Below are 25,319 nucleotides of genomic sequence, written 5' to 3'. Positions count from 1 at the left end.
GCATGTCGGAGCACTCAGCGAACCCCTCATCGACGGTCGCCGCAACTGGCCGTCCCCTGGCGGTCAAGGCCGTCATCCCGGCCGCCGGACTGGCCACCCGGTTCCTGCCGGCTACCAAGGCGGTGCCCAAGGAACTGCTGCCGGTGGTGGATCGGCCGGTGTTGCAGTACATCGTCGAGGAGGCCACGCAGGCCGGCATCGGTGACGTGTTGCTGATCACCGGTCGGGGTAAGACGTCGATGGTGGACCACTTCGACCGTCGCCCGGACCTGGAGACCAGGTTGGAGGAGAAGGGCGACTCCGAGCGGTTGGCCGCCGTGCGTCGGCCCAGCGAACTGGCCGAGATCTACACAGTGCGGCAGCCCGAGCAGCTCGGGCTCGGCCACGCCATCGGGTACGCCGAGTCGCACGTCGGTGACCAGCCCTTCGCGGTGCTGCTCGGCGACGAGTTCGTCAAGCCGTCGGAGCCGCTGCTGCCGGCGATGCTGGAGTTGCAGGCCCGCACCGGCGGTGTGGTGCTCGCGTTCTTCGAGGTCGACCCGGCCGAGACCAAGCGGTACGGCATCGCCTCCGTCGAGCCGGCCGAGTCGGAGCTGACCGACATCGGCGAGGTCGTCAAGGTGACCGGGATGGTGGAGAAGCCGCAGCCCGAGGATGCCCCGAGCAACCTCGCGGTGCTCGGCCGCTACGTGTTGCCGGGCAAGATCTTCGACGCGATCCGGCGGACCAAGCCGGGCAGCGGCGGCGAGATCCAGCTGACCGACGCGATGGAGCTGCTGCGTACCGAGGGCACCCCGGTGCACGCGATCGTCTACCGGGGCACCCGCTACGACACCGGCATGCCGCTGGGGTACCTCCAGACGGTGGTGCAGATCGCCGCCGAGCGCGACGACCTGGGCGCCGAGTTCCGGTCCTGGCTGGCCGACTTCGTCAAGGCCGACGCGGCAGGCGGATCTGGTACATGACCGCGACGGCCGACGCCGAGGCGGCCGCGAACGAGTTGACGCCGCTCGCCGACTACCTGGGCAGCGTGCTGCGCAGGTTGCGCGCGCTGCCGCCACTCGACCTCGACCTCACCCAGGCGCACGGCAACGTCCTCGCCGAGGACGTCGTCGCGCCGCACGCCTTCCCGGCCTTCGACCAGGCGGCCGTGGACGGCTACGCCGCGCGCTGGGAGGACATTTCCGGAGGGGGTCGGGGGCCGAGCTACGTCCCGGCCCCCTCCGGCACGCCCGGCGGCCGCACCATCCGGCTGAACGTGGTCGGCGACCTCGGGGCCGCGAGCTGGCGGCCGGTCCGGCTCACCCCGGGTTCGTGCTTCTCGGTGGCCGCCGGGGCGCCGCTGCCGGTCGCCGCGGATGTCGTGGTCCCGGTGGAGTGGACCGACCAGGGCATGGCCGCGGTGGAGATCTTCCGCACCCCCAAGCGGGGGTACGGGGTACGCCGGGCCGGTGAGGAACTGCCCGCCGGCACCCTGCTGGCTCGGGCCGGCACCTACGTGTCCCCGGCCCTGGTCGCCGTCTTCGCGGCGACCGGCATCGGTCACGTGGTGGTCCGGCCCAGCCCACGGGTGGTCATCGTGGCCACCGGAGACGAACTCGTCGACGTGGGCCGGGGCAGCCAGCCCGGCCAGGTGGTCGACGCGAACTCGCACGCGCTGACCGCCGCGGCGGCCGAGGTGGGCGCACTGGCGTACCGGGTGGGAATCTGCGACGACGACCCGGAGGGGCTGCGCGGGCTCCTGGAGGACCAGACGCTGCGCGCCGACCTGATCATCACCACCGGGGGCACCGGCACCGGCCCCGGGGACATGGTGCGCCGGATCCTGTCCCGCCGCGAGGGCGGTCGCGCCGGGCCGGTCACCTTTACCGACGTGGCGCTCTATCCCGGCACCGCGCTCGGGTTCGGCACTGTCGGCGCCGAGGAGGTGCCGGTGGTCTGCCTACCCGGCGACCCGGGCGCCGCGCTGATCGGCTTCGAGGTGCTGGCCCGCCCCGCCATCCAACTGCTCGCCGGCGCCGAGCCGGTGTTCCGACCCAGTGTGCGGGCGCACCTGCTGGAGACCGTGTCGTCGCCCGCGGGGCTGCGCGAGTTCCGTCCGGCGCACGTCGCCGAGCGACGCGGCGGCGGGTACACGGTCCAGCCGCTCAGCGGCGGGCCGTTCACCCTCTCCGGGCTGGCCGAGGCCAACGGGCTGCTGGTGCTCGGCGAGCGGGTCACCACGGCCGCCGCCGGCTCCACGGTGGACGTCCTGCTGCTGGACCGCCGGCGGTGACAGGTCCCGGCCGGCCCGCTCGCGGCCGGTGTCGGATGGTCGTCGGAGGTGTGCGGTGAACGCGGCGGGGCCACTCGTGCGCGACACGGTCCCGCGCGGGAGACTGTGCGGGTGAGTCTCTTCGGACCCGCGCGGGCACCGGGCTGGCCGGTGGAGCTGGCCGACGGCCCGGTGCTGCTGCGGCCCTACCGGCGTTCCGACGCGGCGGCGTGGTCGGAGGTACGGCGGGCCAACCGGGCCTGGTTGGCGCCCTGGGAGTCGTCACTGCCCGGCGGTTGGGACGAGATGAACTCGCCGGCCGCGTTCCGTTGGGTCCACCGTGACCAGCGGCGCTCGGCCCGCGAGGGCGAGGGCATGCCGTTCGCGGTCTGCCTGCGGGAGGCCGACCGGGATCGGCTGGTCGGGCACATCAACGTGGGCAGCATCGTGCGGCGGGCGCTCTGCTCCGGCTACGTCGGCTACTGGGTGGACGCCCGGGTCGCCGGCCAGGGTGTGATCCCGACGGCGCTGGCGCTCGCCGTGGACCACGCGTTCGGCCCGGGCGGGCTGCACCGGGTGGAGGTCAACATCCGCCCGGAGAACCGGCCGTCCCGGCGGGTGGTGGAGAAGTTGGGCTTCCGTGAAGAGTCGTACCACGTGCGCTACATGCACATCGACGGCGCATGGCGGGACCACATCGGGTACGCGATGACGAGTGAGGAGATCGCCGCCGAGGGTGGCCTGCTGGCCCGCTGGCACCGGGTACGCGCCACCGCGCGGTAGGAGGATTTCCCGACATCCTCCCGAGTCGTCCCACGGACGGGATCGGCGCGGCGCGGTGGCATCCCGGTCGGTGCGCCGTAACCTCAAGTAACTGCAAGCTGCGGCAAGCGCTCCCCGGCCGGACGATCCACGCGCCCAGGCGTGATCGGTGGAAGATCCTGCGGTCGGATGGCGGTTGCTTCGAATTCGGTGACGGGAGGGGTGAGGGTGCCGACCTCGGTGCTCCTCGCCGTCCTCGCCGCCGCCGGCCTGCTCGCCCTGGCCCCGGCGCTGGTTCGCCGGTACGACGCCACCGAGCGGCTGGTGGCGGAGCGGGCGCAGTCGACGGCGCGGGTGCTCCAGCGCCGCCGGCGGCGCCGCACTGTGCCGGGACGGCGACCCGTCCACCCTCCGCGCTCACTTGTCGTCACCCTCAGTGAGAACGCGACTACCAGAACGTTGAGCGCGCCGGTCTCCGCGCCACCGGCCGCCCGCCGCTCCGGCCGGCTGCGCGCCGTGCCCGCCGCACCGAAGCGTTCCCGCCGCCGGCCGCCGCCGCGCCGACAGCACACCCCCGCCGTGTACCGGCGTCGCCGGGTGCTCGCCGCCCTCCTGCTCCTCAACGTCGTCGAGCTGATCGGCGTGCTCTTCGTCAGCCCCGGCTTCTGGATCGGCTTCGGCGTCACCTTCCTGCTCCTGGCCCTGTACGTCGTCCACCTGCGCGGTCAGGCCCTCGCCGGGCGTCGCCGCCGCCGCGCCCGAGCCCGCGAGGCCGCCTGGCTGGCCGCCCGCCAGGCCGAGGTGCGCCGGGAGCAGGCCCGCCGGGCCGCCGCCCGCCGGGAGGCGCAGCGCCGCCTGGCCGCCCAGCGCGAGGGGGTGCGCCGAGCCGCCATGGGCCTGGACCGGCCGGGAGACCTGCCGGCGGCGGTCAACGGCGGATCGGTCTCGTACCGGCGGTCGGGTGGGCTCCGCGGCCGCCCCTACGAGGCCGGCCGAGGCGCCTGACGCGGTCCCGCCGTGCCCGTGCCGTGTCGTGGCCTCGGTCGCGCCCGGCCAGCTTGATCGACTCGGGTTCCTGGAAGTCGGGTGGTCGTGGCGTCCGGGATGCCCCGATTTCCAGGAACCAGAGTCGATCTTCGGGCGGGTCGGAGCGCCGGGCCGGGGGCGGATTCGCGGTGGGGGCCGGCGACCTGTTAGCCTTGCTGCCGTCCCGCCCGGTGTAAGCCGGGTGGGACCGAAGCCGGTTCGCCGGCGGGGGGCTGTGGCGCAGACTGGTAGCGCACCTCGTTCGCATCGAGGGGGTCAGGGGTTCAAATCCCCTCAGCTCCACCCCAGGTCAAAGGCCGTTTCCGCAAGTCGGAGACGGCCTTTTTCGATCTTCCGGCAGGCCGGTGATCGGTGCCACGGGCTAGGCGAAGCGTTCGGTCGTCACCGGTATCAGGCCGTGCTCGCGCAGGACGTTGGTCAGGTCGGTCACTGTCGGGCCCACCGCCTGGGCCGCCTCGGTGCTCAGCAGAACTGTCACGTCGAGAGCCCAGGCGAGGTGGTGGCCGACCCGCCGCAGGTCCCAGGTGATCCGGTCGGCACCGCTGTCGAGACGACCGCTCGGGGCGGACGCGACAGCCGGTGTCCGCCAGGCCGTCCGGAGGCTCGCCAGCTGCTCGGCGCGGAGATCCTTGGCGAACAGGACGCGGTACACCCGCCGCTCGTGGAAGCCGGCCGGCGGCTGTGCGGGGCCGAGCCGCAACGGTGGGGCGGCGGCGATCGGGTGGTCGAGAAAGTGCGTACGAAGCACTGACTCGTCGGGCAGTTGCCCGCCTCCGGACGCGCGGTAGGCCTCCTCGGCCTTTCGACGGGAGGTGGGGACCACCCGCGCCAGCACCTCAGGGTCGGTGCGCATGCCACGGCTCAGCGCGGCGGAACTCCACCAACCGGCCTCCGGCGCCCAGGCAGCGCTGTTCAGCCCCGTCGTGGTGAAGTCGTGGTGGCGGGTGAACTCCTCGACGACGACGCCCTCCACAGTGGTCGCCGGGTCGCCGAGTCGAGGTAGGACCAGGTAGTAGTCCAGGGGCGGTCCCGCGTCGGGCGCCAGCACGGGTGCGGCGTGCATCGGGTCGGTGGTCATCGGCACCACCGTAGCGAAGGAAACGGTTAGCATCCGGACCTCTACGTGAGGAGCCCAGATGACTGCGGTGGCCCAGACCCGGTTCGGCATCGTCGGCAGCGGCTGGCGGGGTGAGTTCTTCCTTCGTCTGGCCCGGCTGCTCCCCGAGCGGTTCCGGGTGACCGGGGTGGTGACGCGTACCGAATCGCGGGGAGCTGCCGTGGCGGCCGACTGGGGCGTGCGGACCTTCCGTACCACTGCGGAGTTGCTCGCCCACGAGCGACCGGACTTCGTCATCGTGTCGGTGCCGTGGCCGGTGACACCCGAGGCGACCAGGGAGCTGGTCGCGGCCGGCGTGCCGGTGCTCGCCGAGACGCCGCCCGCCCCCGACCTGGCGGGTCTGCGCTCGCTCTGGGCCGACGTCGGCGGCAGCGGTCTGGTGCAGGTCGCCGAGCAGTACCTGCTGATGCCCGGGCACGCGGCGCGGCTGGAGCTGGTTCGCGCCGGGGTGCTCGGCGAGCCGACCTCGGTCCAGATCTCCTCGACCCACCTGTACCACGCCGTGTCGCTGATCCGCGGCCTGCTCGGCGTCGGTCACGAGAGCGCCGAGGTCAGCGCACGTGCCTTCGTCGCGCCGCTGGCCAACCCGCTCTCGCCGTCCGGCTGGAGCGGCGACGACACCCCGCAGCAGCTCACCACCACCCTGGCGACAATCGACTTCGGAGGACGGATGGGGTTGTACGACTTCACCGACAACCAGTGGTGGAATCCGCTGCGTACCCGACGGTTGGTGGTGCGGGGTTCGCGGGGTGAGCTGGTGGACGACCGGGTGATCCGTCTGGTCGACCCGACCACGCCGGTGGAGTCATCCCTCGTGCGACGGCAGACGGGTCTCGACCTCAACCTGGAGGGGCTCGACCTGAAGCACATCAGCTTCGACGGCGACGTGGTCTACCGCAATCCGTTCGTCGGCAGTGGGATGTCCGACGACGACATCGCGGTGGCCGACATCGTCGCCCGCGCCGGGGCGTGGGCGCGGGAGGAGGGCCCGGCGCCGTATCCGCTCGCCGAAGCCTGCCAGGACCACCTGATCAGCCTCGCCATCGAAGAATCGGTACGCACCGGTCGGCCGGTCGTCACCGCCACCGAGGCGTGGGGGCGGTAGCGCCATCGTCAGGAAACGGGGGAAGGAACATGAGACGCAGAGCTCGGCTCTGGCGCTGGGGAGCGATCGGGCTGGTGATCGCCGGGTTGGCGGTGGCGCTCTACCCGCCCGCGCACTTCTGGGGTCCGCGGCCCTACCGGCACCCGGACGGGGTGTTCGGGGTGACCCGCGGCGACTTCGAGGACGACATACTGCCGCACTACCAGGTCAGCCTGCCGTGTGACGTGGACGGCCTCCGGTACAGCAACGCCGAGGACATGACCGGACCGATGGGCCAGCTGTTTCTGCACTTCACCACGTCCCGAGGGTGCCTGGACCGGATCCTCGACGGCTGGGCCGCCGTACCGGCGGAGCCGTCGACGATGGCGCCGACCGATCCCGGTTTCCCGCTTCCCGCCGCGGCCATTCCGGACACGATCGGGTGGCGCTTCGACGCGCCGTCGTACCAGGTCTACCAGCGCAAGGGGGACCTCGTGACCGGAGACGTGGTGGCGGTGCCCGACGGCAAGCGGCTCAGCGTGTACCTGCTCGGCCGGTACGCCTACTGACGACGCCGGAGGCGGGGCTGGACCTGTTGGCCAGCCCCGCCTCCCGGACGTTCACGGCTTCCAGGAACCGGCGGTCCGGAACTGGTCCTGGTACTCCAACGCGCCCGAGGTGTCGTGCACGTCGAACACCACGCTGCCGGTGCGTTTTGTGCCAGCGGTCAGGTCGTCGCTGGCCGGCATCGGTTTGCCGCAGCCGGAGAAGGCCCCACCGATAGCTGTGGTCTTGGTGCCGTCGGCGGCGACCCACTGGAAGTAGAGCGGGTTCGTCGACGCGGTGCCCTTGGTGACGGCCACCGTCACGTCGGCGATCACGTACATGCCCTCGCCGGGCTTCAGCCCGTGGGACTTACAGGGTTTGGTGGCGCTGCTGAACTTCGTCACGGTGATCTCGACGGTGCCGGCGTCGCCGTCGACGACCAGGGTGTCGCCGGGCGACATGACGCGGCTGCCGCCGTTCACCGACGGTGGCGTTGACGGGGAAACACTGGCCCGCGCTTCGCTCACAGTGCTCGAGGTGCCCTTGGTGCCGATGACGACCGCCACGATGCCACCGGCGCAGGAGAGCAGGGTGAGTACGGCCGCGGTGACAGCGACGACCACTACGGACTTCTTGGCGCGATCCGTCTGCGCCGGTGGTGGTGCGATGATCGGGTAGCCCGCGCCACCGGGCGCCCGGTATCCGCCGCCAGCATCCGCGTACCCGCCAGCTGCCGGATACGCAGCCCCCGAGAACGGCGGCTGCGGTGTCGCCGCGAACGGACGGTTCGGCGGCTGCGGGTTCGGCTGTCGGGGGTCGTGCGGCCTGACGGAGGGCTGGGGGTGGGTCACCGTTCTCCTTGACGCTTCGGTACGTGCGGTGCGGGAACGCTCCGACGTTACCGTGGGTGGCGGAGCGCCCAATCGCCACGCCGGAGGGCGTCCCACCGAGGGTGCCGCCACAGCGCACTGGCCAGCATGGACGGTGGTCGGCTGATTACCGAACGCCAATGTGGATCGGTATCCCATCCATTGCTGTGAGTAACCAGACGAGGTCAGCGCAGCGGAAGCGCGGCGGCGGTGCGGACCAACCCGTCGGCGATCACGAAGCGGCCGGTGATCGATGCCGGTGCGTCGTGGTCCCGCGCCGCGTCCACCCGGGCCGGTGCGATCCGGGCGGTGAACGTGCCGGCATCCGGATCAATGTCGAGTCGGGCGTCGTGGAAGTCCAACCAGCTGCGGACCACCGGGTACCACACCTTGTAGACGGTCTCCTTGGCACTGAACAGCACGACCGGCCAGTAGGTGCCGCCGGGTAGCCGGGCGCAGGCGGCCTCCTCCTCCGGCAGCAGCACGAGTCGGCGTACTCCCGGATTGACCTCGCGATGCTGCTCGGCATCCATCCCGACGGACCGGATGTCGGTGGTGTGCGCCGCCGCGGCGGCGCAGTAGCCGGCGGTGTGGGTGATGCTGCCGACCACCCCGGCCGGCCAGACCGGCGCGCGGTCGGCGGCGGCCGGCACGGCGGTCGTCGGCAGGCCGAGGTCGTGCAAGGCCCGGCGGGCGCAAATCCTTCCTGCGGCAAAGTCCCGCCGACGGGTCTGCACCGCCCGCTCGCCGAGACATGCCTGCTCAGCGGGGAGCAATTCGCCTGTCCAGTCCTCGGGTCCGGCGACGGCGACGGCGACAGTCGATGGCAGCAGGTCACGCATTCCGGTGACCTACTGGTCGGTAGGAATGACGCAGCAAGTTAACCGTCAAATTTCCGACTCCCACGACCGCCGAAGGTACCGCAAGGATGTAACACCGGAGGGACGCGCAGCGCCTCTCTGATGGCTCCGGGGGGACCACCATCAATGCTGGCCGGCACGGCAGCCGCCAGTCCCGTGGACATCTGGAAGGACGCGCGATGACCGATGGTCTGGAACGGCCGGGGGTGCGGGCTGACGAACACGCCCCGAAGACCCCCTGCTGGAGCTGCGGCTCCTGCGGTGACGAGTGGCCGTGCGCGACGAAGCGCACCCGGCTGCTGGCGGAGTACGGGAGTGATCGGGCCATGCTTAGCGTCTATCTGGGCTCCTGCCTCGCCGCCGCCACCGAGGACCTGCGCGCGGCCCCGGTGATGTCGCTCCAGGACCGGTTCTTCGGCTGGCTGCCGCGAGGCTCCCGGCGTAGCTGAGCCTCTGGTGGCCCCGCCGCTGGGCGGGGCCACCAGAGGGGGCGTTTCAGCGACGTCGAGGCCGCCGGGTCACAGCGAAACCGAACACGCCGGCCACCGCGGCGAGCGCGCCGCCGATGCCGGTCCAGACCCAGCGCGAGCCGAGATCCGGCAACCAGTCCGTCAGCGGGTCGCCCTCGTCGTCGGCCTCCGCGTCCACCGGGGGTACGGCGTTGAGCACGGTGCCGGCCTTCGTGTTCGGCACCAGCGGCGCGGCCAACTCGCCGTCGTCGGCCGAGGCGCCCCGGTCGGCGGTGGTGCCGACCAACAGGTCGACGTCGACCGGCGCACCCAGATCCGGCTCCGGCAGGTCGATCACGGAGAGCCGGATGACGTACGTGCCGGGCAGTGGATCGGCCGACCAGGGCTCCGCCCACGGCCGCACCTCGCGCAGTGTGCAGCCCAGCACCACGTTCGACGCCTTCGCGTCCACGGTCGGGGTCTGCGCCCCAGCCGTGCACGCCTGGCGTCGGCGCAGCCCGTCGAAGACGTCCACGGTCCAGGTGGAGGCGCCGCTGCGTCCCTTCGGGAAGGTGACGGTGGCGGTGATCTCGTGCACCTGGCCGGCCGTCGCCGGGAACGACCAGTAGAGGTGGTCGCCGATCGAGGCGTCCACCCGTACCGGCTGACCGGCGGTGATCGGAGTGGCGGTGAGGAACGACGTGCCGGCCCGGTTCACGGGCGTGGCACCGGGGGAGGGGGTCGGTGCGGCGACGGCCGCGGCGGGGAGCAGGGCGACCCCGCCGGCGGCGAGCAGCGCCGCCGTCGACCGGAACGGTGCGGTACGCATCAGTTCTCCCTCCAGGTGGCGACCCACCAGCGGGTGAGCAGGCCGGCGAGCAGGCCGGTGATCAGCCCGGCGACGGTGAGCAGGGCGAGCAGCACCCAGCCCCGGCCGAGGTCCGGTCCGTCGGGTGCGGGTGCGGCGGCGACCACGTCGATGGTCAACTCCACCGGCATGCCCGGGGTCGCCGCGGTGCCGGGCCGCGGGGCGAACGAGTTGCTCACCACCAGGCAGACGGTGGTGGGCTCGACGACCGGCGCGGCGCTCTCCTCGGTGTCGGCGGCATCCTCGTCGTCGGCGGTGGCCGACCAGCGCAGCCCGGCGGAGAGCACGTCGGTCCGTCCGCTGCCCGCGTCCGCGCCCCGGACGAGTTCCCGGCCGTCGGCCGCGGTGGCCCGCAGCAGCACCCCGTAGTCCCGGTTGACGGCACGGTCCAGCGCCATGCTCACCGAAGCCCGCAGCTCCTGCCCGGGACGGATCGGCACCCGGTAGTAGCGATGCTCGGAGAACGCCTCCCGGTCGGCGTAGACGCCGGGGGTGAGCAGCGGCGCCGAGTCGCACGCGTTCGTGCCGCCGACAACGGTCGGGGCCCTGGTGTGCGTGTCGCCCGCCCGCTCGACGAGCTGCTTGATCCGGTCGGTCAACTCCTCGGCGCTCTGCGCGGCGGTGTAGGTCCCGCCGGTGGCGCTGGCGATGCAGAGTAGCTGCCGGCGGACCTTCTCGTCGGGAGCCAGGCCGAGGGTGTCGACGACCAGGCTGGTGCCCTGGGCGGCCAGTTCCCGGGCCACCTCGCACGGGTCCGGCGGTGCGCAGGTGTCCTCGCCGTCGGTGATCAGCACGATCCGCCGGGTGGTGGCCCCGGTGCCCAGGTCCTGCGCGGCGGAGCGCAACGCCAGCCCGACCGGGGTGAACCCGGTCGGCCGAAGTGTCGCCACTGCGGCCTTGGCGGCGGTCCGGTCCACCGGGCCGACCGGCACGATCTGCTGGGTGTCCTGGCAACCGACCTTCTTGTCCTTGCCGCGGTAGGTCGCGCCGAGCACCCGGATGCCGAGTTGTGTCTCCTCGGGCAGCGCGTCCACTACCTCGTTGAAGGCCTGCTGGGCGACGGCGATCCGGGTGCGTCCGTCGATGTCGGCGGCGCGCATCGACCCGCTGACGTCGAGCACCAGCTCGACCCGGGGTGGCTCGGGCGTCGGCTCCTCGTCGGCCTGGGCCGGCCCGGCCAGCGCGGTGGTCGCCAGCAGTCCGAGAAGGACCGCCGTCGATCGTCTGAAGTTGATCACGACCCGCAGTGTAGTGAGATCCACTTTGGATGATCGTTTGGGTGGCGAGGCCCGGAACCGACGACACCGGCCGGGTCAGGGGCCACCTCGGACCGGCCGTGCCCGCGCTCTGGGTCCACGGCAGGTCACCCTCGGTCAACTGTGCGAGGAAAGGTGTCGGCTCGGCCAGCATCCGTCGGAAATCTGACCCAAGTCGACCCGTTGTGCCGGTGGTGCGCGGTGGTTAAGCTCTTCATGCGCGCCCCAATCGCCCGCTTCCCCCGTGGCAGGCGATCGGGGCGCGCGTCTCTGTCAAGAAGGGCCCGCACGCTTCGGCGTGCGGGCCCTTCTTCCGTCGCGCTGTGCGGCGCGTCGCCTGTCGGTGCTTATATCCACCGACCGTCGAGCCACATCCGGGACAGCCAGTCCGAGTACGGAATCACCCGGCCGACGAAGATCGGATAGAAGTACGCGAAGCAGGCCGCCACCAGCAGCACGTACGCCCCCGCCGCGATGCTGCCCACCAGTCGGCGCTCGTAACTCGGGTCACCGGGCACCAGTGGCGCCACCGCACCCACGTCACCCCCGGGGGGCGCGATCAGCGCGCCCAGCACGTACACCACGGCCAGCACCAGGAACGGCACCGCCGGCGCGGCGTAGAACGAGAACATCGTCCGGCCGTCGAGGGCGAACCAGAACCACGGCAGCAGCCCGGCGGCCACCGTGAGCAGGATCGCGCCGGCCCGCCAGTCCCGACGGGCCACACCCAGCCAGACCAGGGCCACCAGGGCGGGCAGGAACGACCACCAGAGCAGCGGGGTGCCGAGCAGCAGGATCTCCGAGGAGCAGGTCGCCGCGCCGCAGACGCCGTTGTTGGCGTAGTGGAACGCCACCGGCCGGCCCAGCAGCAACCACTGCCACGGCCACGACTGGTACTTGTGCGCGTCGTCGAGCTGGGCGTGGAAGCCGTACGCCGCGCGATGGTATTCGAAGAGGTTGATCAGCGGACCGATCACCGGGCGATCGCTGAGCGGAGCGCCCGGGTAGGACGACGCGAGCCGGTAGTAACCGTCGTCGGTGAGCAGCCAGCCCGACCAGGTGGCGATGTAGGTGCCCACCATGAGCACGCCCGCGAGCACCAGCCAGGGCAGTTCGTCGACGAGCGTGTCCCGCCAGGGCCGGCGGACCCCCGCCGAGCGGCGGACGCCGACCTCCCAGAAGAGCACCAGCAGCGCGAAGGCCGGCACGAAGTACAGCGCGCTCCACTTCACCGCGCAGGCACAGCCGATCAGCACCCCGGCGGCCAGCCGCCACCACGGCCAGGTGCGCCAACCGGTCGGCGGCCGGCCGGCCCGGCCCGGCTGGCTCGGGTCGAGCCCGTCGTCCAGAGCCCGCGCCCAGCGCCGACGGCGGGCGTCCCGATCGAGCACCAGCGCGCCGAACGCGGCCAGCACGAAGAAGAGCAGGAAGATGTCGAGCAGGGCCGCACGGGACAGCACCATGTGGAAGCCGTCCAGGGCGAGCAGTAGGCCGGCCGCGCAGCCGAGCACCGTCGAGCGGAACATCCGCCGACCGATGCGGACCAGCAGCAGCACCGACAGCGTGCCGATCACGGCCGCCGAGAATCGCCAGCCGAACTCCGGCGCGGTGGTCATCAGGTGCCCGGGGACGGAGACCTTGGAATCGGCGTCCTGATAGCCGAACGCCCACTCGCCGATGCCGATCAACCACTTGCCCAGCGGCGGGTGCACCACGTACGACGGGACGTTGTCCTTGTAGTTCCACTCCACGCCACGGGAGATCAGCCCGTAGGCGTCCTTGGCGTAGTACGTCTCGTCGAAGATCTTGCCCTTGGGGCTGGACAGCCCGACGAAGCGCACGATCGCCGCGATGGCCACCACCACCGCCGTGGCCAGCCAGGAGAACCGGTCCGCCTGGGTGTCGACGGTGGCGAACCGTCGCCGGACCATGGCGGCCACCCCGCCGCCCTCGGCGCTCGGTGCCGTCGGCTCCTGGGTGGCACCGGGCTCGCCCGTCACCTGGATCATCTTGTCCGGATCGGCGCTCGGGCTCTGCGCTGTCGACGCACTCGTCACCCGGCGATCGTAGGCTGCCAAGGTGTCCGGTGGCGTCCGTCGTCCCTGATACCGGTATTCCCAGTCAGTGAAGGAGACGAATTCGTGGGTGAAATGTCCGAAGTTGGGCGCCTGATTCTGCTCGGTGCTCCACTCGGCAACCCCGCCGACGCCTCGGCCCGACTCCGGGAGGTGCTGGTCAGCGCCGACGTGGTCGCCGCCGAGGACACCCGCCGGCTCACCCGGCTGGCCCGCGACCTCGACCTCACCGTCGGCGGTCGAATCGTCTCCTACTTCGAGGGCAACGAGGAGCGGCGCACCCCCGAACTGGTCGAGGCCATCCTCGGCGGGTACGTGGTGGCGCTGGTCACCGACGGTGGGATGCCGAGCGTCTCCGACCCCGGCTACCGGCTGGTCCGCGCCACGTTGGATGTCGGAGCACCGGTCACCGTCGCCCCCGGGCCGAGCGCGGTCACCACCGCGCTGGCCGTCTCCGGGCTGCCCTGCGACCGGTTCTGCTTCGAGGGCTTCCTGCCCCGTACCCCCGGGGGCCGCCGATCCCGACTGCGCGCGCTCGCCGCCGAGGAGCGCACCCTGGTCTTCTTCGAGGCCCCGCACCGGATCGGTGCGATGCTCACCGACCTGGCGGACACGTTCGGGGCGGACCGGCCGGCCGCGGTCTGCCGCGAACTCACAAAGACCTACGAGGAGGTGCTCCGCCGCCCCCTCGGCGAGCTGGCCCGGTGGGCCAGCGAGGGAGACCCGCGCGGAGAGATCACAGTGGTGGTGGCCGGAGCGCCGGTGACCGCCGCCGAACGCCCCGACGACGACACCCTGCGCGCCGCCGTCGCCGAGCGGGAGGCCGCCGGCCGGTCCCGCCGGGACGCCATCACCGACGTCGCTACCGAGTACGCGTTGCGCCGCCGGGACGTCTACACGATCGTGCACAGCTGACCGCTGTGGTCGGGGCCGCCTGACCACGGGGTCACCACGCGGCGGCCAGGAAGCCGACGGTGATCAGCATGGGGCCGGCGATGGCGGCGGCCACCGCCCAGCGGCGGTGCCGGCGGCCGGGCAGCCGGGACGACCCGGTCCACCGGACGATGCCGGCGGTGCAGCCCAGCACCACCAGCAGACCGGGCAGCCACAGCAGGTGCCGGCCCACGCCGACGTCCGCGTACGCGGTGCCGCTGTCCGGGCCGGTCATCCGCGCCGGCAGCGGGGTACCGGCCGCGCTCTCCTCGACGGGCACGCCGCTGACCCGGACACCATGGGCGATGAACCGCCCGTCGTCGGCCGTGAAGATCCCCCGGCACCGCTGGGTGAGCCCGCCACCGGAGCAGTCGTCGATCACCACAGTGCCCGTCCGGGCATGCCCGACCGCGAGCCAGAACGGGCCGGCGCTGACCCAGGCGAAGAAGGCCGCGGCCAGGCTCAGCCCCACCAGCGCGGCGAGCCCGGGCAGCGGATCCGGCGGTGGGGGTGTGCGGCTGGGTGTCCGGCGCCACGCCAGCTGGAAGCCGCGAAACCGCGCCGGTGCCGGGTCCTTGCGGACCGGGGTGCCGTCCCAGTGCACCTGCTCGATCGGTGCCCAGAAAGCGCCGTCGTCGTCCGCCGGGTCGCCGTCCGGCCGGTGGTCGCGCTGCCGGCGGCCCTGCTGCCGGACCGGCACCCGACGCGGCACCGCGTCCACCGGCGCGCCGGTGGTCGGTTCCACCTCGACGGACTCCCCGCCGCCCGGCACCGAGCCGGCCGGCCGGCCCGACGAGCCGGGCCGGACCGGGCTGGGCACGGGTGCCGCGGGGGTCGGACGGGTCGGGGTGGGCGACGGCGCCGCCGGTGCGGGGCGGGCCGGTGCGGCGGATCTTCCCGCCGGGGTGGGCCGCTGCGCACCCGGGTCGGCGTTGGGCACCAGCCGGGGCTGCGGTGCGACCCCGGCGACCCGGGGCGCGGCGTGCTCCGGCTCCGGGTCGCCGCCGACCGCCGGCCCGGTGGGACGGTCCTCGTGGTCCCGCGCCGCTCCTCTGCCCGTCACGACGTTCATTGCACACCGCCCCAGGAGGTGAAACGGGCAGCTGAGCCGCGTGTCGGCGACAAATCGGACCAACGGGCGAGGTGGTCGGACCGGTCCGCCGGTCGGGCACCCCCCATTGGTTCGCGAACGCCCCGGACCTGTCACTAGGCTCACTGCTCATGAGTCACGTTCTCGCGGCAGTGGCCTGGCCGTACGCCAACGGCCCCCGCCACATCGGCCACGTCTCCGGTTTCGGCGTTCCCTCCGACGTCTTCGCCCGGTACATGCGGATGGCCGGCCACGACGTGCTCATGGTCTCCGGCACCGACGAGCACGGCACCCCGATCCAGGTGCAGGCCGACGCCGACGGGGTGACCCCGCGCGAGCTGGCCGACCGGTACAACAGGGTGATCGTCGAGGACCTGCACGGCCTCGGTCTCTCCTACGACCTGTTCACCCGCACCACCACCCGCAACCACTACGCGGTGGTGCAGGAGTTGTTCGAGGGGATGTACCGCAACGGCTACATCGTGCCGAAGACCACAATGGGCGCGATCTCCCCGTCCACCGGGCGTACCCTGCCCGACCGCTACATCGAGGGCACCTGCCCGATCTGCGGGTACGACAGCGCCCGCGGTGACCAGTGCGACAACTGCGGCAACCAGCTCGACCCGATCGACCTGATCAACCCGAAGTCGCGGATCAACGGGGAGACTCCGAAGTTCGTCGAGACCGAGCACTTCTTCCTGGACCTGCCGGCCCTGGCCGACGTGCTGCGGCAGTGGCTGGACACCCGCGAGGGGTGGCGGCCCAACGTGCTGCGGTTCTCCCGCAACCTGCTCGACGACCTCCAGCCCCGGGCGATCACCCGTGACCTGGAGTGGGGCGTACCGATCCCGCTCGACGGCTGGCGCGACCGGTCGGACAAGCGGATCTACGTGTGGTTCGACGCCGTCATCGGTTACCTGTCCGCGTCGATCGAGTGGGCCCGCCGCTCCGGCGACCCCGACGCGTGGCGGAAGTGGTGGTCCACCGACGGTGCCGGTAAGGACTCCCAGTCCTACTACTTCATGGGCAAGGACAACATCGTCTTCCACTCGGTGATCTGGCCGGCGCTGCTCTCCGGATACTCCGGCGAGGGCTCCCGCGACGGTGAGCCGGGCGAGCTGGGTCGGCTCAACCTGCCCACCGAGGTGGTCTCCAGCGAGTACCTGACCATGGAGGGGCGCAAGTTCTCCTCGTCCCGCAAGGTGGTCATCTACGTCCGCGACTTCCTGGAGCGCTACGACGCCGACGCGCTGCGCTACTTCATCGCCGCCGCCGGCCCGGAGAGCAACGACACCGACTTCACCTGGGCCGAGTTCCTCCGCCGCAACAACGACGAGTTGGTCGCCGGCTGGGGCAACCTGGTCAACCGGTCCGTCTCGATGGCCGCGAAGAACTTCGGGGCGATCCCGCCGGTCGACCCGGCCGGGCTCACCGAGGCCGACGAGGCGTTGCTCGCCGTCGCCCGGGCCGGGTTCACCACCGTCGGCGACCTGATCGGCCGGCACCGGCAGAAGCAGGCGATCGGTGAGGCCATGAAGGTGGTCGCCGAGGCCAACAGGTACCTCTCCGAGCAGGCGCCCTGGAAGCTCAAGGACGAGGCGGACAAGCCCCGGATGGGCACCATCCTGCACGTCGCCCTCCAGGTGATCAGCGACGCCAACACGCTGCTCACCCCGTTCCTGCCGCACTCCGCGCAGCAGGTGCACGAGCTGCTCGGGGGCACCGGCGTACACGCGCCGATGCCGGTGATCGAGCAGGTCGACGACCTGGACGGCGGCCCGGCGTACCCGGTGCTCACCGGGGACTACACCGTCGGCGCGCGCTGGGAGTCGGTGTCCATCGAGGCAGGCCGCCCGCTGGCCGTGCCGAAGCCGGTTTTCCGCAAGCTCGACCCGTCGATCGTCGACGAGGAGCTGGCCCGGCTGGCCGACTGAACGTACGACGCGCGGCGGCGGGAAGCCCTGCCGCCGCGCGCCGTCACATCGCGTACCGGGTGTCCATCACCTGGTCGTCGGTCACCTCGGCGCCCGGCGCCCACGCCTCGTAGACGCCACGTTCCTGACACTGCGCGCCGGTGGTGACCACGGTGTCCGGGTTCGGGTAGCGCAGGCGCACCCGCAGCCAGCCGGCCTCCTCCCGCAGCACCAGGCACAGCACCCCCCGCCACGCGGCGAACCGGACCCGGCGGGCCACCGCCTCCACCGGGTAACGGGCCGCCCTGGTCATCGCCAGCACCCGGAACCCGCCGGGTAGGTCGGCGACCGCCTCGTACTCGCTGTCGCCGTACATGCCGACCAACTGCGTGGAGCGGGGCGCGTCGGCGTTCGGCACGTACTCCTGATCCGGGGAGAGACCCGGCACCGCGGCCAGCAGGTGCCGCCACTGCGGGCCCACCATCCGCAGCCACCCGCGCTGCTCGGCCTGGTAGGTGTACAGCACCACCTCCACCCCCTCCGCCGGGTAGGCGATGAGGGCGGCGTTCGCCGGCATCGGCAGGTCGGCGAAGTCCCGGGTGATGAACTCCGGGATCAGCTGACCGTTGCTGGGCACGAAGCCGGTGCCGAGCACCGGGGCGCCGAGCCGGTCCCGTGAGGGCAGCGCGGTCAGGCCCCGGTGCGCCGGGCCCACCGGCACGTCGTAGTCGCCCGGGTCGGACGCCCGCCAGCGCAGCGCGTACGCCACGTCCGGGCCGTCCCGGCCAGCGTCCCCGTCGGTACGCAGCACCGTCGTCGCCGCCGGCGTACGCAGGTGCGCCACGTCGTGCTCGCGGTAGCAGAAGCCGTGTGGCAGCCAACCCCGTAGGTAGCCGGCAACCTGCTGGGCCGAGAGCACCTTCATCATCCGGGTGCCCCGCCGGACCACAGCCGACGCGCGCGCCATCGCCAGCGTCGGGTCGCCCGCCGCCGCCGGCTGTTGGCTGAGCTGGTGCAGGTACGCCCAACCCCGCTCGCGATGGGCGGGCATCAGCAGCGGCGTCTCCGGCTCGTCGACCGGCTCCGTCGCCCCGTGCACCGCGGTCACCTCGGTGACGTGCACGAAACGGCGCCACGGCAGGGCGCTGCCCGGGCGGGGTGCCCACTCGAAGCCGGCCACCTCGTCGGCGCTGAACAACTCGTACGCGGCGCCCCGGGCGATCTCCTCGGCCGGATACACGCCGCCTCCGAACGCCACGTGCAGGCCGGTCCGTTCGCCGGCGGTGCCATCGGCTCGGGGGGTGACGCTCATGCCGTCATGTCCCTCTGTTCGATGAGATGGGGTTTGCAACCTGTCGCGTCCGCTCGGTGGTGACCGTAGAGTCGCGCGGCGTAGTCGGGGTGAACGTCGGGTGGCGGGCAGATGGACAGGCCCGGTGTGTGATGCTGTCGCTGATGAGCGAGCCCACTGAATCCCGCCGCGAGCGTGCCGCCCGGCGGGCCGGAGAGTTTCCGCCCGCCCCCGAGTCGCTGCCCCGGGCGGTGCTGGACAGCCACACCCACCTGGACATCACTGTCAGCGAGGCCGGCGTGCCCGGCGGCGGCCCGGCCGACGACCCGGTGGCCGTGGCCATCGCGCTGGCCACGAAGGTCGGCGTGGACCGACTGGTCCAGGTGGGCGTGGACGTCGCCTCCTCCCGGTGGGGCGCGGACACCGCCGACCGGTACCCCGCCGTGCTGGCCACCGTGGCCCTGCACCCCAACGAGGCGCCCCGGCTGAGTGACCTCGACGAGGCGTTGCGGGAGATCGAGTCACTCGCCGCCCGCGACCGCGTCCGGGGGATCGGCGAGACCGGTATGGACTTCTTCCGGACCGGCGACGAGGGACGTGCCGCGCAGGAGCAGAGCTTCCGGGCGCACATCGCCATCGCCAAGCGGTACGGCAAGACGCTTGTCATCCACGACCGCGACGCGCACGCCGACGTGCTGCGGATCCTCGACGACGAGGGCGCCCCCGACCGGGTGGTGCTGCACTGCTTCTCCGGTGACGCCGACTTCGCCCGTGAGTGCGTCCGCCGCGGCTATCTGCTGAGCTTCGCCGGCACCGTCACCTTCGGCAGCGCGACGGCGCTGCGCGAGGCCGCCGCGCTCACCCCGGTGGACCAGATGCTGGTGGAGACCGACGCCCCGTATCTCACCCCGATGCCGTACCGCGGCCGGCCCAACGCGTCGTACCTGATCCCGCTCACCGTCCGCGCGCTCGCCGCGACCACCGGCAGCGACCTGGACGAGCTGTGCGCGGCCATCTCCGCCACCGGCGACCGGGCCTTCGGCCCGTGGTGAGCCCGGCCCGACGGTCGGCACCGACCCCGTCGTTACGCTGCCAGCCATGACCGGTCTCCTCGGCCCGGCGGAGATCCGGGAACTCGCCGCCCGGCTGGGCGTCGCGCCCACCAAGAAGCTGGGCCAGAACTTCGTGCACGACCCGAACACAGTGCGTCGGATCGTCACCGTCGCCGGCCTGACCCCCGACGACGTGGCCCTGGAGGTGGGGCCCGGGCTCGGCTCGCTGACCCTGGGGCTGCTGCCGGTGGCCGGGCACGTGCACGCCGTGGAGATCGATCCGGTGCTCGCCGGGGCGCTGCCGGAGACCGTCGCGCGGCACGCCGGAGCCGACGCCGCCCGGCTCACGGTGCACCGCGCGGACGCGCTGCGCATCGCCGCCGCCGAGCTGGCCGACCCGGCACCGACCGCGCTGGTGGCGAACCTGCCCTACAACGTCGCCGTGCCGGTGGTGCTGCACCTGCTCGCCGTGCTGCCCACCCTGCGACACGGCCTGGTGATGGTGCAGAAGGAGGTCGCCGACCGGCTCGTCGCCGGTCCCGGCTCCAAGGTGTACGGCATCCCGTCGGTGAAGCTCGCCTGGTACGCCCAGGCCCGGGGTGCCGGCAAGGTGCCGCCGAACGTGTTCTGGCCGGTGCCCAACGTCGACTCCGGCCTGGTCGCCTTCACCTGCCACGAGCCGCCCCGCTCCGACGTACCCCGGGAGCGGGTCTTCGCAGTGGTGGACGCGGCGTTCGCGCAGCGCCGTAAGACGCTGCGCGCCGCCCTGGCCGGCTGGGCCGGCGGCGCGGACCGGGCGGCCGCCGCGCTCACCGCCGCCGGCGTCGACCCCGGCGCCCGTGGGGAGTCGCTGACCGTCGAGCAGTTCGCCGCCATCGCCGCGTCGGCTCCGGTCGGTACGCCGGCCGCGAAGTAGGCTGACGCCGTGCCCGCCGAGGACGCCGAGGAGCTGATCGTGGCCAAGCCGTTCGACATCCGCCTGCACCTGCGGGACATCACCCCGTGACCGAGGCCTGGCGACCGGACGACGACGAGCCACGTGGGGCCATCGGCCCGGTGCGGGTGCGGGTGCCCGCGAAGGTCAACCTGCACCTCGGGGTGGGTCCGCTGCGCCGCGACGGCTACCACGAGCTGAACACGATCTACCACGCCATCTCGATCTACGACGAGTTGACCGCCCGCCGGGGCGACACCCTCGCCCTGACCATGGAGGGTGAGGGCACCGGCGAGCTGGCCCTGGACGACACCAACCTGGTGATCCGCGCCGCGCACGCTCTCGCCGGGTACGCGGGGGTGCTGCCGCACGCCCGGCTGCACCTGCGCAAGCAGATCCCGCTCGCCGGTGGGCTGGCCGGTGGCAGCGCCGACGCGGCTGCCGCGCTGGTGGCCTGCGACGCGCTCTGGGGCACCGGGCTGTCCCGCGACGAACTGGCCGGCATCGCCGCCGACCTCGGCTCGGACGTGCCGTTCCTGATCTACGGTGGCACCGCGCTGGGCACCGGCCGGGGCGAGGCGATCAGCCCGGTGCTGGCCCGCCCCACCTCCTGGCACTGGGTGGTGGCGATCGCCGACGCCGGCCTGTCCACCCCGACCGCCTACCGGGAGCTGGACCGGCTCCGCGACTCCGGTGCCGCCGGCACCCCGCTGGGCAGCACCGACGCCCTGCTGGGCGCGCTGCGCCAGCGTGACCCCCGGGTGCTCGCCCGTACGCTCGGCAACGACCTCCAGGCTGCCGCGCTGGCCATGCGCCCGGCGCTGGCCGACACGTTGAAGGCCGGCGAGGCGGCCGGCGCGCTCACCGGGATCGTCTCCGGCTCCGGCCCGACCTGCGTGTTCCTCGCCGGCGACGCGGCCGACGCGGAGCGGATCGCCGCCGAGCTGACCGCCGCGGGCGTCTGCCGCGAGGCGCGGGTCGCGCACGGTCCGGTCGCCGGCGCCCGCGTCGGCTGACGACGCGTCCCACCGGGGCCGCTGGCACGCGGCGCGGACGTTCGGGGCGTCCGCGTACCCTTGGGACAGGCGTCCAGGTGCCCGCCGGCACCGGGACGCCTTGATCATGAAGGGTGGAACGTGGCGAACATCGTCAATCTGGACCGGGTGTCCAAGGGGTACGGCGCCGCCGGGCGGCTGCTCACGGACGTCTCGCTCGGCCTGGACGACGCCGACCGGATCGGCGTGGTCGGCCTCAACGGCGCCGGCAAGTCCACCCTGCTGCGGCTGCTCACCAAGCAGGAGGACCCCGACGACGGCCGGGTGACCCACCGCCGTGACCTGCGCGTGCTCTGGCTGCCGCAGCAGCTCACCCTCGCCCCCGAGGCGACCGTCCGGGACGTGGTGCTCGGCACCGCCTGGCTCGACGAGGGCATGGGCGCCGAGCACGAGTGGGCCGGCGACGCCGGGGTGCGGGCCATCCTCGACGGCCTCGGCATGCCGCACCTCGGCCTCGACCAGCCGGTCGGCCCGATGTCCGGTGGCGAACGCCGCCGGGTGGCGCTCGCGGCGCTGCTCGTCCGCGAATCCGACCTGCTCATCCTCGACGAGCCCACCAACCACCTGGACGTCGGCGGTGTCGACTGGCTGGCCCGGCACCTGGTCGGCCGCAGGGGCGCCCTGGTCGTGGTCACCCACGACCGGTGGTTCCTGGACGCGGTCTGCACCACCACCTGGGAGGTCGCCGACCAGACCGTCCGCGCCTACGAGGGTGGCTTCGCCGCCTGGACCCTCGCCCGCGCCGAGCGCGAGCGGGTCGCCGCCGCCACCGAGGCCCGCCGGCAGAACCTGCTCCGCAAGGAGATCGCCTGGCTGCGCCGTGGCCCGCCCGCCCGGACCTCCAAGCCGCAGTTCCGCATCGACGCCGCGAACGCGTTGATCGCCGACGTGCCGCCGGCGCGCGACACCATGTCGTTGCAGCGGATGGCGACCTCCCGGCTGGGCAAGCAGGTGTACGACCTGGAGAACGTCGAGCTGCACGCCGGCCCGAAGGAGATCCTCCGCGACGTCACCTGGCTGGTCGGCCCCGGCGACCGGATCGCCATCCTCGGCGCGAACGGCGCCGGCAAGACCACGCTGCTGCGGATGCTCGCCGGCATCACCCGTCCCGACGGTGGCCGGCTCGGCACCGGCTCCACAGTGCGGCCCGCGTTCCTCTCCCAGGAGCTCACCGAGCTGCCCGGGCACCTGCGGGTGCTCGAAGCGGTGGAGGAGGTCGCCCGCCGGGTCCAGCTCGGGGACCGGGAGGTCTCCGCCGCGCAGCTCGCCGAGGTGTTCGGCTTCGACGACCGCCGGCTCTGGACCCCGGTCAGTGACCTCTCCGGTGGGGAACGCCGCCGGTTGCAGATGCTTCGGCTGCTGGCCGGCGAGCCCAACGTGCTGCTCTTCGACGAGCCCACAAACGACCTGGACACGGACACCCTCGCCTCGCTGGAGGATCTGCTCGACTCGTGGCCCGGCACGATCATCGTGGCCAGCCACGACCGGTACCTGATCGAGCGGGTCACCGACACGGCGTACGGGATGTTCGGTGACGGTCGGCTGGTGCACCTGCCGGGCGGGGTGGACGAATACCTCGCGCGGACCGCCGAGCGGGCCGGCTCTCCCCGGGCGGGCGTCACCTCGACCTCCGCGCCCGCCGCCCCCTCGGGTGGTGGCATGTCCGCCGCCGAGGTGCGTCAGGCCCGCAAGGAGCTGACCCGGCTGGAACGGCAACTCGGCAAGCTCGACCAGCGCGAGACCACGCTGCTCGATCAGCTCGCGGCGGACGCCACCGACTACGCCCGGGTCGCGGAGTTGGACACCCAGCTCAAGGATCTGCGCGCCGAACGGGAGCGGATCGAGGAGAGCTGGATGACCCTCGCCGAGGACCTGCCCGAGAGCTGACGGGCCGGGCGCGCCGGCCCGGGCCCCGTGTGCGGCGTCACACCACCACATGCGAGACAATCGTCGGCGACACCTACCCCACGGCGTTGGAGACACAGACATGGCACACACCCCCGTCAACCACCCCGCGCGGCCGATCTACCGGGCGATCGGCGGGCTGACCGGTCTGTACCTGGTCGTCTTCGGTGTGCTCGGCATCGTCGCGAGCACCGGCAACGAGATCCTCGCCCAGGACGACACCCGGGTCCTCGGTCAGGGCACCAACCTGGGCTTCTCGCTGCTCAGCGTGCTGCTCGGGATCGTCGTGCTGGTCGGCACCGCGCTCGGCCGCAACATCGACGTGGCGATCAACCAGTGGCTGGCGTACAGCCTCATGGTGGTCAGCCTGGCCGGTCTCGCGTTCATCCGGACCGACGCCAACATCTTCAACTTCAGCATCACCACGGTGGTCGTGGTGATGACGGCCGCCCTGGTGCTGCTCATGGTCGGCATGTACGGCAAGGTCGGCACGGAGGACGAGGCGGAGGCGTTCCAGAAGGCTCGTCTCGTTCTCTGATCCTTGGTTGCGGCCGTGGGTTTTCGCCGGAGCCCGATCTGCTCCGGGCGGTCAGGCTTGATCCCTGCGCAGCTCGGGCTCCGGCGAAAACCTGACCTTGGTCCAGTCATTCGGCGGACGCGTCGGCATTGTGGTTCTCCGGACAGTTGGCTCTACTTTGGGCGACAATTCCCCTGAAACGGTCACATCAGGGGGTCTGGGCATGCCGCACTTTCCGGTCAACCATCCGGCACGGCCGCTCTACCGGGTCCTCTCCGGGCTGATCGGGGTCTACATCCTGGTCTTCGGCGTCTGGGGCGTCGCCGAGACGATCGGCGACCCACTCTTCGCCCGTACCAGCACCTGGGCCCTCGGGCTCCGGACCAACCTGGCCTTCTCGCTCGCCTCGGTGATCTTCGGGATCGTCCTGATCATCGGGGCCTCGCGGCGTACCAACCTCGGCCACTACATGAACCTCACAGCGGGCGTGGTGTTCCTGGTGACCAGCATCCTGACGATGTCGGTGCTGCAGACCGAAGCGAACATCCTCAACTTCTCGATGTCGACAGTGGTCGTGTCGATGCTGTTCGGCCTGATCCTGCTCGGCACCGGCCTCTACGACAAGGTCGGCCCACCGGAATCCGCCGAGGCGGAGCTGGAGCACCGCAAGCACCCGGTGGCCGACGTGCACCGCCGCTGATCGGGTCAGCTACGCCGCGCGGTGATCAGCGTCGGCTTCGCCTCCAGGTGCGACAACCCGTTCCAGGCCAGGTTCACCAGGTGCGCCGCCACCGTCTCCTTGCGCGGCTTCCGCACCTCCAGCCACCAGCGGCCGGTCAGCGCCACCATGCCGACCAGCGCCTGCGAGTACAGCTCGGCGAGCTTCGGGTCGTACCCGCGGCTCTTGTACTCGGCGCCCAGGATGTGCTCGACCTGGTGCGCCACGTCGTTCATGACGCTGCTGAAGGTGGCGGTGCCGGACATCAGCGGCGACTCGCGGACCAGCACCCGGAAACCGCTGGTCTCCTCCTCGATGTAGGTCAGCAGGGCCAGCGCAGCCTGTTCCAGCAGCTCGCGCGGATGCCCGGCGGTCAACGCCGTGGTGATCCGGTCCAACAGGGCCCGGACCTCCCGGTCCACCACCACCGCGTAGAGCCCTTCCTTGCCACCGAAGTGCTCGTACACCACCGGCTTGGAGACCTTGGCGCGGGCCGCCACCTCCTCGATGGAGGTGGCGTCGAAACCGCGCTCGGCGAAGAGTTGCCGGCCGGTCGCGATCAACTGCTCCCGGCGTTGGGCCGCCGACATGCGGACCCGGGAGGGGGCCTTGGCTTTCGGTGCCGCCGTCGGCGTCGCCCGTCGGCCGCCGACAGCTGCCGCCGCGTCGTCGCTGACCTCAGGCATGTCGCCGCCTCGCTGGCGCTCGGTGACGCCCTGCCGTG

General features: G+C 72.4%; 24 protein-coding genes and 1 tRNA gene. 16 read left to right on the top strand and 9 right to left on the bottom strand.

What is annotated here, in order from left to right:
* The first annotated feature begins 2 nt into the window (after positions 1 to 2).
* The 5 genes from OH804_RS24425 to OH804_RS24405 all read left to right on the top strand — a co-directional run bounded on the left by OH804_RS24425 (position 3) and on the right by OH804_RS24405 (position 4,345).
* Positions 3 to 965 carry a UTP--glucose-1-phosphate uridylyltransferase gene (locus OH804_RS24425; protein ID WP_196920960.1) on the top strand — a complete coding sequence of 321 codons (963 nt, stop codon included), beginning with the start codon at positions 3 to 5 and terminating at the stop codon, positions 963 to 965.
* Positions 962 to 2,275, top strand: a complete 1,314-nt coding sequence (gene glp / locus OH804_RS24420; protein ID WP_030329151.1) for a gephyrin-like molybdotransferase Glp — start codon at positions 962 to 964, stop codon at positions 2,273 to 2,275. Before OH804_RS24425 ends, glp begins: the two co-directional genes overlap by 4 nt.
* 111 nt (positions 2,276 to 2,386) lie before the next feature.
* On the top strand, positions 2,387 to 3,037 hold the full coding sequence (locus OH804_RS24415) for a GNAT family N-acetyltransferase (protein ID WP_196920962.1): 651 nt from the start codon (positions 2,387 to 2,389) through the stop codon (positions 3,035 to 3,037).
* A 207-nt stretch (positions 3,038 to 3,244) separates the two neighbouring features.
* Positions 3,245 to 4,021 carry a hypothetical protein gene (locus tag OH804_RS24410; protein ID WP_406059732.1) on the top strand — a complete coding sequence of 259 codons (777 nt, stop codon included), beginning with the start codon at positions 3,245 to 3,247 and terminating at the stop codon, positions 4,019 to 4,021.
* 250 nt (positions 4,022 to 4,271) lie between these two features.
* A tRNA-Ala gene (locus OH804_RS24405) sits at positions 4,272 to 4,345 on the top strand.
* A 79-nt stretch (positions 4,346 to 4,424) separates the two neighbouring features.
* Here OH804_RS24405 and OH804_RS24400 read toward each other — a convergent pair.
* Complete coding sequence (locus OH804_RS24400) at positions 4,425 to 5,141, bottom strand: hypothetical protein (RefSeq protein ID WP_406059730.1); 717 nt, start codon at positions 5,139 to 5,141, stop codon at positions 4,425 to 4,427.
* A gap of 58 nt (positions 5,142 to 5,199) precedes the next feature.
* Here OH804_RS24400 and OH804_RS24395 point away from each other — a divergent pair, with 58 nt between their 5' ends.
* Both OH804_RS24395 and OH804_RS24390 read left to right on the top strand, forming a co-directional pair.
* Complete coding sequence (locus tag OH804_RS24395; RefSeq protein WP_196920965.1) at positions 5,200 to 6,285, top strand: Gfo/Idh/MocA family protein; 1,086 nt, start codon at positions 5,200 to 5,202, stop codon at positions 6,283 to 6,285.
* Positions 6,286 to 6,314: 29 nt separating this feature from the next.
* A complete protein-coding gene (locus tag OH804_RS24390) occupies positions 6,315 to 6,833 on the top strand; it encodes a hypothetical protein (RefSeq protein WP_196920966.1) in 519 nt (172 codons plus the stop codon).
* Positions 6,834 to 6,884: 51 nt separating this feature from the next.
* On the opposite strand, the gene OH804_RS24385 is transcribed toward OH804_RS24390, so the two are convergent.
* Together OH804_RS24385 and OH804_RS24380 are read right to left on the bottom strand one after the other, a co-directional pair.
* Complete coding sequence (locus tag OH804_RS24385) at positions 6,885 to 7,661, bottom strand: DUF4352 domain-containing protein (RefSeq protein ID WP_196920967.1); 777 nt, start codon at positions 7,659 to 7,661, stop codon at positions 6,885 to 6,887.
* A 203-nt stretch (positions 7,662 to 7,864) separates the two neighbouring features.
* Positions 7,865 to 8,521, bottom strand: a complete 657-nt coding sequence (locus OH804_RS24380; RefSeq protein ID WP_406059727.1) for a 4'-phosphopantetheinyl transferase — start codon at positions 8,519 to 8,521, stop codon at positions 7,865 to 7,867.
* Between the two features lie 197 nt (positions 8,522 to 8,718).
* Here OH804_RS24380 and OH804_RS24375 point away from each other — a divergent pair, with 197 nt between their 5' ends.
* Positions 8,719 to 8,988, top strand: a complete 270-nt coding sequence (locus OH804_RS24375; protein ID WP_406059725.1) for a hypothetical protein — start codon at positions 8,719 to 8,721, stop codon at positions 8,986 to 8,988.
* Between the two features lie 46 nt (positions 8,989 to 9,034).
* On the opposite strand, the gene OH804_RS24370 is transcribed toward OH804_RS24375, so the two are convergent.
* From OH804_RS24370 to OH804_RS24360, 3 genes are all read right to left on the bottom strand, one after another.
* Positions 9,035 to 9,817, bottom strand: coding sequence for a peptidase (locus tag OH804_RS24370; RefSeq protein WP_406059723.1), 783 nt, complete (start codon positions 9,815 to 9,817; stop codon positions 9,035 to 9,037).
* Positions 9,817 to 11,094 carry a VWA domain-containing protein gene (locus tag OH804_RS24365; RefSeq protein WP_406059721.1) on the bottom strand — a complete coding sequence of 426 codons (1,278 nt, stop codon included), beginning with the start codon at positions 11,092 to 11,094 and terminating at the stop codon, positions 9,817 to 9,819. Before OH804_RS24365 ends, OH804_RS24370 begins: the two co-directional genes overlap by 1 nt.
* A gap of 365 nt (positions 11,095 to 11,459) precedes the next feature.
* A complete protein-coding gene (locus tag OH804_RS24360; RefSeq protein ID WP_406066655.1) occupies positions 11,460 to 13,121 on the bottom strand; it encodes a dolichyl-phosphate-mannose--protein mannosyltransferase in 1,662 nt (553 codons plus the stop codon).
* Between the two features lie 141 nt (positions 13,122 to 13,262).
* Here OH804_RS24360 and rsmI point away from each other — a divergent pair, with 141 nt between their 5' ends.
* Positions 13,263 to 14,102: a 16S rRNA (cytidine(1402)-2'-O)-methyltransferase gene (gene rsmI / locus OH804_RS24355; RefSeq protein WP_231393438.1), complete on the top strand. Its 840-nt coding sequence runs from the start codon at positions 13,263 to 13,265 to the stop codon at positions 14,100 to 14,102.
* A 31-nt stretch (positions 14,103 to 14,133) separates the two neighbouring features.
* Here rsmI and OH804_RS24350 read toward each other — a convergent pair whose 3' ends face one another.
* Complete coding sequence (locus OH804_RS24350; protein WP_406059719.1) at positions 14,134 to 15,192, bottom strand: hypothetical protein; 1,059 nt, start codon at positions 15,190 to 15,192, stop codon at positions 14,134 to 14,136.
* A gap of 149 nt (positions 15,193 to 15,341) precedes the next feature.
* Here OH804_RS24350 and metG point away from each other — a divergent pair, with 149 nt between their 5' ends.
* Positions 15,342 to 17,144, top strand: coding sequence for a methionine--tRNA ligase (gene metG / locus OH804_RS24345; RefSeq protein WP_196920974.1), 1,803 nt, complete (start codon positions 15,342 to 15,344; stop codon positions 17,142 to 17,144).
* A 43-nt stretch (positions 17,145 to 17,187) separates the two neighbouring features.
* Here the strand turns inward: metG and OH804_RS24340 are convergent, their stop codons facing one another.
* Complete coding sequence (locus tag OH804_RS24340; RefSeq protein WP_196920975.1) at positions 17,188 to 18,435, bottom strand: hypothetical protein; 1,248 nt, start codon at positions 18,433 to 18,435, stop codon at positions 17,188 to 17,190.
* Between the two features lie 131 nt (positions 18,436 to 18,566).
* On the opposite strand from OH804_RS24340, the gene OH804_RS24335 reads away from it, so the two are divergent.
* The 6 genes from OH804_RS24335 (at position 18,567) to OH804_RS24310 (ending at position 24,577) form a co-directional block, all read left to right on the top strand.
* Entirely contained in the window at positions 18,567 to 19,466 is a 900-nt protein-coding gene (locus OH804_RS24335) for a TatD family hydrolase (RefSeq protein ID WP_196920976.1), read from the top strand.
* Positions 19,467 to 19,512: 46 nt separating this feature from the next.
* Entirely contained in the window at positions 19,513 to 20,382 is an 870-nt protein-coding gene (gene rsmA, locus OH804_RS24330) for a 16S rRNA (adenine(1518)-N(6)/adenine(1519)-N(6))-dimethyltransferase RsmA (protein ID WP_196920977.1), read from the top strand.
* Positions 20,383 to 20,468: 86 nt separating this feature from the next.
* A complete protein-coding gene (locus tag OH804_RS24325; protein WP_406059716.1) occupies positions 20,469 to 21,416 on the top strand; it encodes a 4-(cytidine 5'-diphospho)-2-C-methyl-D-erythritol kinase in 948 nt (315 codons plus the stop codon).
* A gap of 120 nt (positions 21,417 to 21,536) precedes the next feature.
* Positions 21,537 to 23,342, top strand: coding sequence for an ABC-F family ATP-binding cassette domain-containing protein (locus OH804_RS24320; RefSeq protein WP_196920979.1), 1,806 nt, complete (start codon positions 21,537 to 21,539; stop codon positions 23,340 to 23,342).
* 100 nt (positions 23,343 to 23,442) lie between these two features.
* On the top strand, positions 23,443 to 23,898 hold the full coding sequence (locus OH804_RS24315; RefSeq protein ID WP_196920980.1) for a DUF4383 domain-containing protein: 456 nt from the start codon (positions 23,443 to 23,445) through the stop codon (positions 23,896 to 23,898).
* 202 nt (positions 23,899 to 24,100) lie between these two features.
* Positions 24,101 to 24,577, top strand: coding sequence for a DUF4383 domain-containing protein (locus OH804_RS24310; protein ID WP_196920981.1), 477 nt, complete (start codon positions 24,101 to 24,103; stop codon positions 24,575 to 24,577).
* Positions 24,578 to 24,582: 5 nt separating this feature from the next.
* Here OH804_RS24310 and OH804_RS24305 read toward each other — a convergent pair whose 3' ends face one another.
* Positions 24,583 to 25,281, bottom strand: coding sequence for a TetR/AcrR family transcriptional regulator (locus tag OH804_RS24305; protein ID WP_196920982.1), 699 nt, complete (start codon positions 25,279 to 25,281; stop codon positions 24,583 to 24,585).
* Positions 25,282 to 25,319 lie beyond the last annotated feature (38 nt).

This window comes from Micromonospora sp. NBC_00860, assembly GCF_045207375.1.
Classification (GTDB): Bacteria; Actinomycetota; Actinomycetes; order Mycobacteriales; family Micromonosporaceae; genus Micromonospora; species Micromonospora vinacea.
Note: the sequence above shows the minus strand (reverse complement) of the source record. Positions and strands in the feature narration are given on the sequence as shown.

Coding starts and splice junctions, on each gene's coding strand:
- OH804_RS24305 (WP_196920982.1), bottom strand. CDS start 25,281: ATGCCTGAGGTCAGCGACGACGCGGCGGCAGCTGTCGGCGGCCGACGG.
- OH804_RS24395 (WP_196920965.1), top strand. CDS start 5,200: ATGACTGCGGTGGCCCAGACCCGGTTCGGCATCGTCGGCAGCGGCTGG.
- OH804_RS24370 (WP_406059723.1), bottom strand. CDS start 9,817: ATGCGTACCGCACCGTTCCGGTCGACGGCGGCGCTGCTCGCCGCCGGC.
- OH804_RS24335 (WP_196920976.1), top strand. CDS start 18,567: ATGCTGTCGCTGATGAGCGAGCCCACTGAATCCCGCCGCGAGCGTGCC.
- OH804_RS24360 (WP_406066655.1), bottom strand. CDS start 13,121: ATGATCCAGGTGACGGGCGAGCCCGGTGCCACCCAGGAGCCGACGGCA.
- rsmA (WP_196920977.1), top strand. CDS start 19,513: ATGACCGGTCTCCTCGGCCCGGCGGAGATCCGGGAACTCGCCGCCCGG.
- OH804_RS24400 (WP_406059730.1), bottom strand. CDS start 5,141: ATGACCACCGACCCGATGCACGCCGCACCCGTGCTGGCGCCCGACGCG.
- OH804_RS24310 (WP_196920981.1), top strand. CDS start 24,101: ATGCCGCACTTTCCGGTCAACCATCCGGCACGGCCGCTCTACCGGGTC.
- OH804_RS24375 (WP_406059725.1), top strand. CDS start 8,719: ATGACCGATGGTCTGGAACGGCCGGGGGTGCGGGCTGACGAACACGCC.
- OH804_RS24350 (WP_406059719.1), bottom strand. CDS start 15,192: ATGAACGTCGTGACGGGCAGAGGAGCGGCGCGGGACCACGAGGACCGT.
- metG (WP_196920974.1), top strand. CDS start 15,342: ATGAGTCACGTTCTCGCGGCAGTGGCCTGGCCGTACGCCAACGGCCCC.
- rsmI (WP_231393438.1), top strand. CDS start 13,263: ATGTCCGAAGTTGGGCGCCTGATTCTGCTCGGTGCTCCACTCGGCAAC.
- OH804_RS24315 (WP_196920980.1), top strand. CDS start 23,443: ATGGCACACACCCCCGTCAACCACCCCGCGCGGCCGATCTACCGGGCG.
- glp (WP_030329151.1), top strand. CDS start 962: ATGACCGCGACGGCCGACGCCGAGGCGGCCGCGAACGAGTTGACGCCG.
- OH804_RS24390 (WP_196920966.1), top strand. CDS start 6,315: ATGAGACGCAGAGCTCGGCTCTGGCGCTGGGGAGCGATCGGGCTGGTG.
- OH804_RS24340 (WP_196920975.1), bottom strand. CDS start 18,435: ATGAGCGTCACCCCCCGAGCCGATGGCACCGCCGGCGAACGGACCGGC.
- OH804_RS24380 (WP_406059727.1), bottom strand. CDS start 8,521: ATGCGTGACCTGCTGCCATCGACTGTCGCCGTCGCCGTCGCCGGACCC.
- OH804_RS24425 (WP_196920960.1), top strand. CDS start 3: ATGTCGGAGCACTCAGCGAACCCCTCATCGACGGTCGCCGCAACTGGC.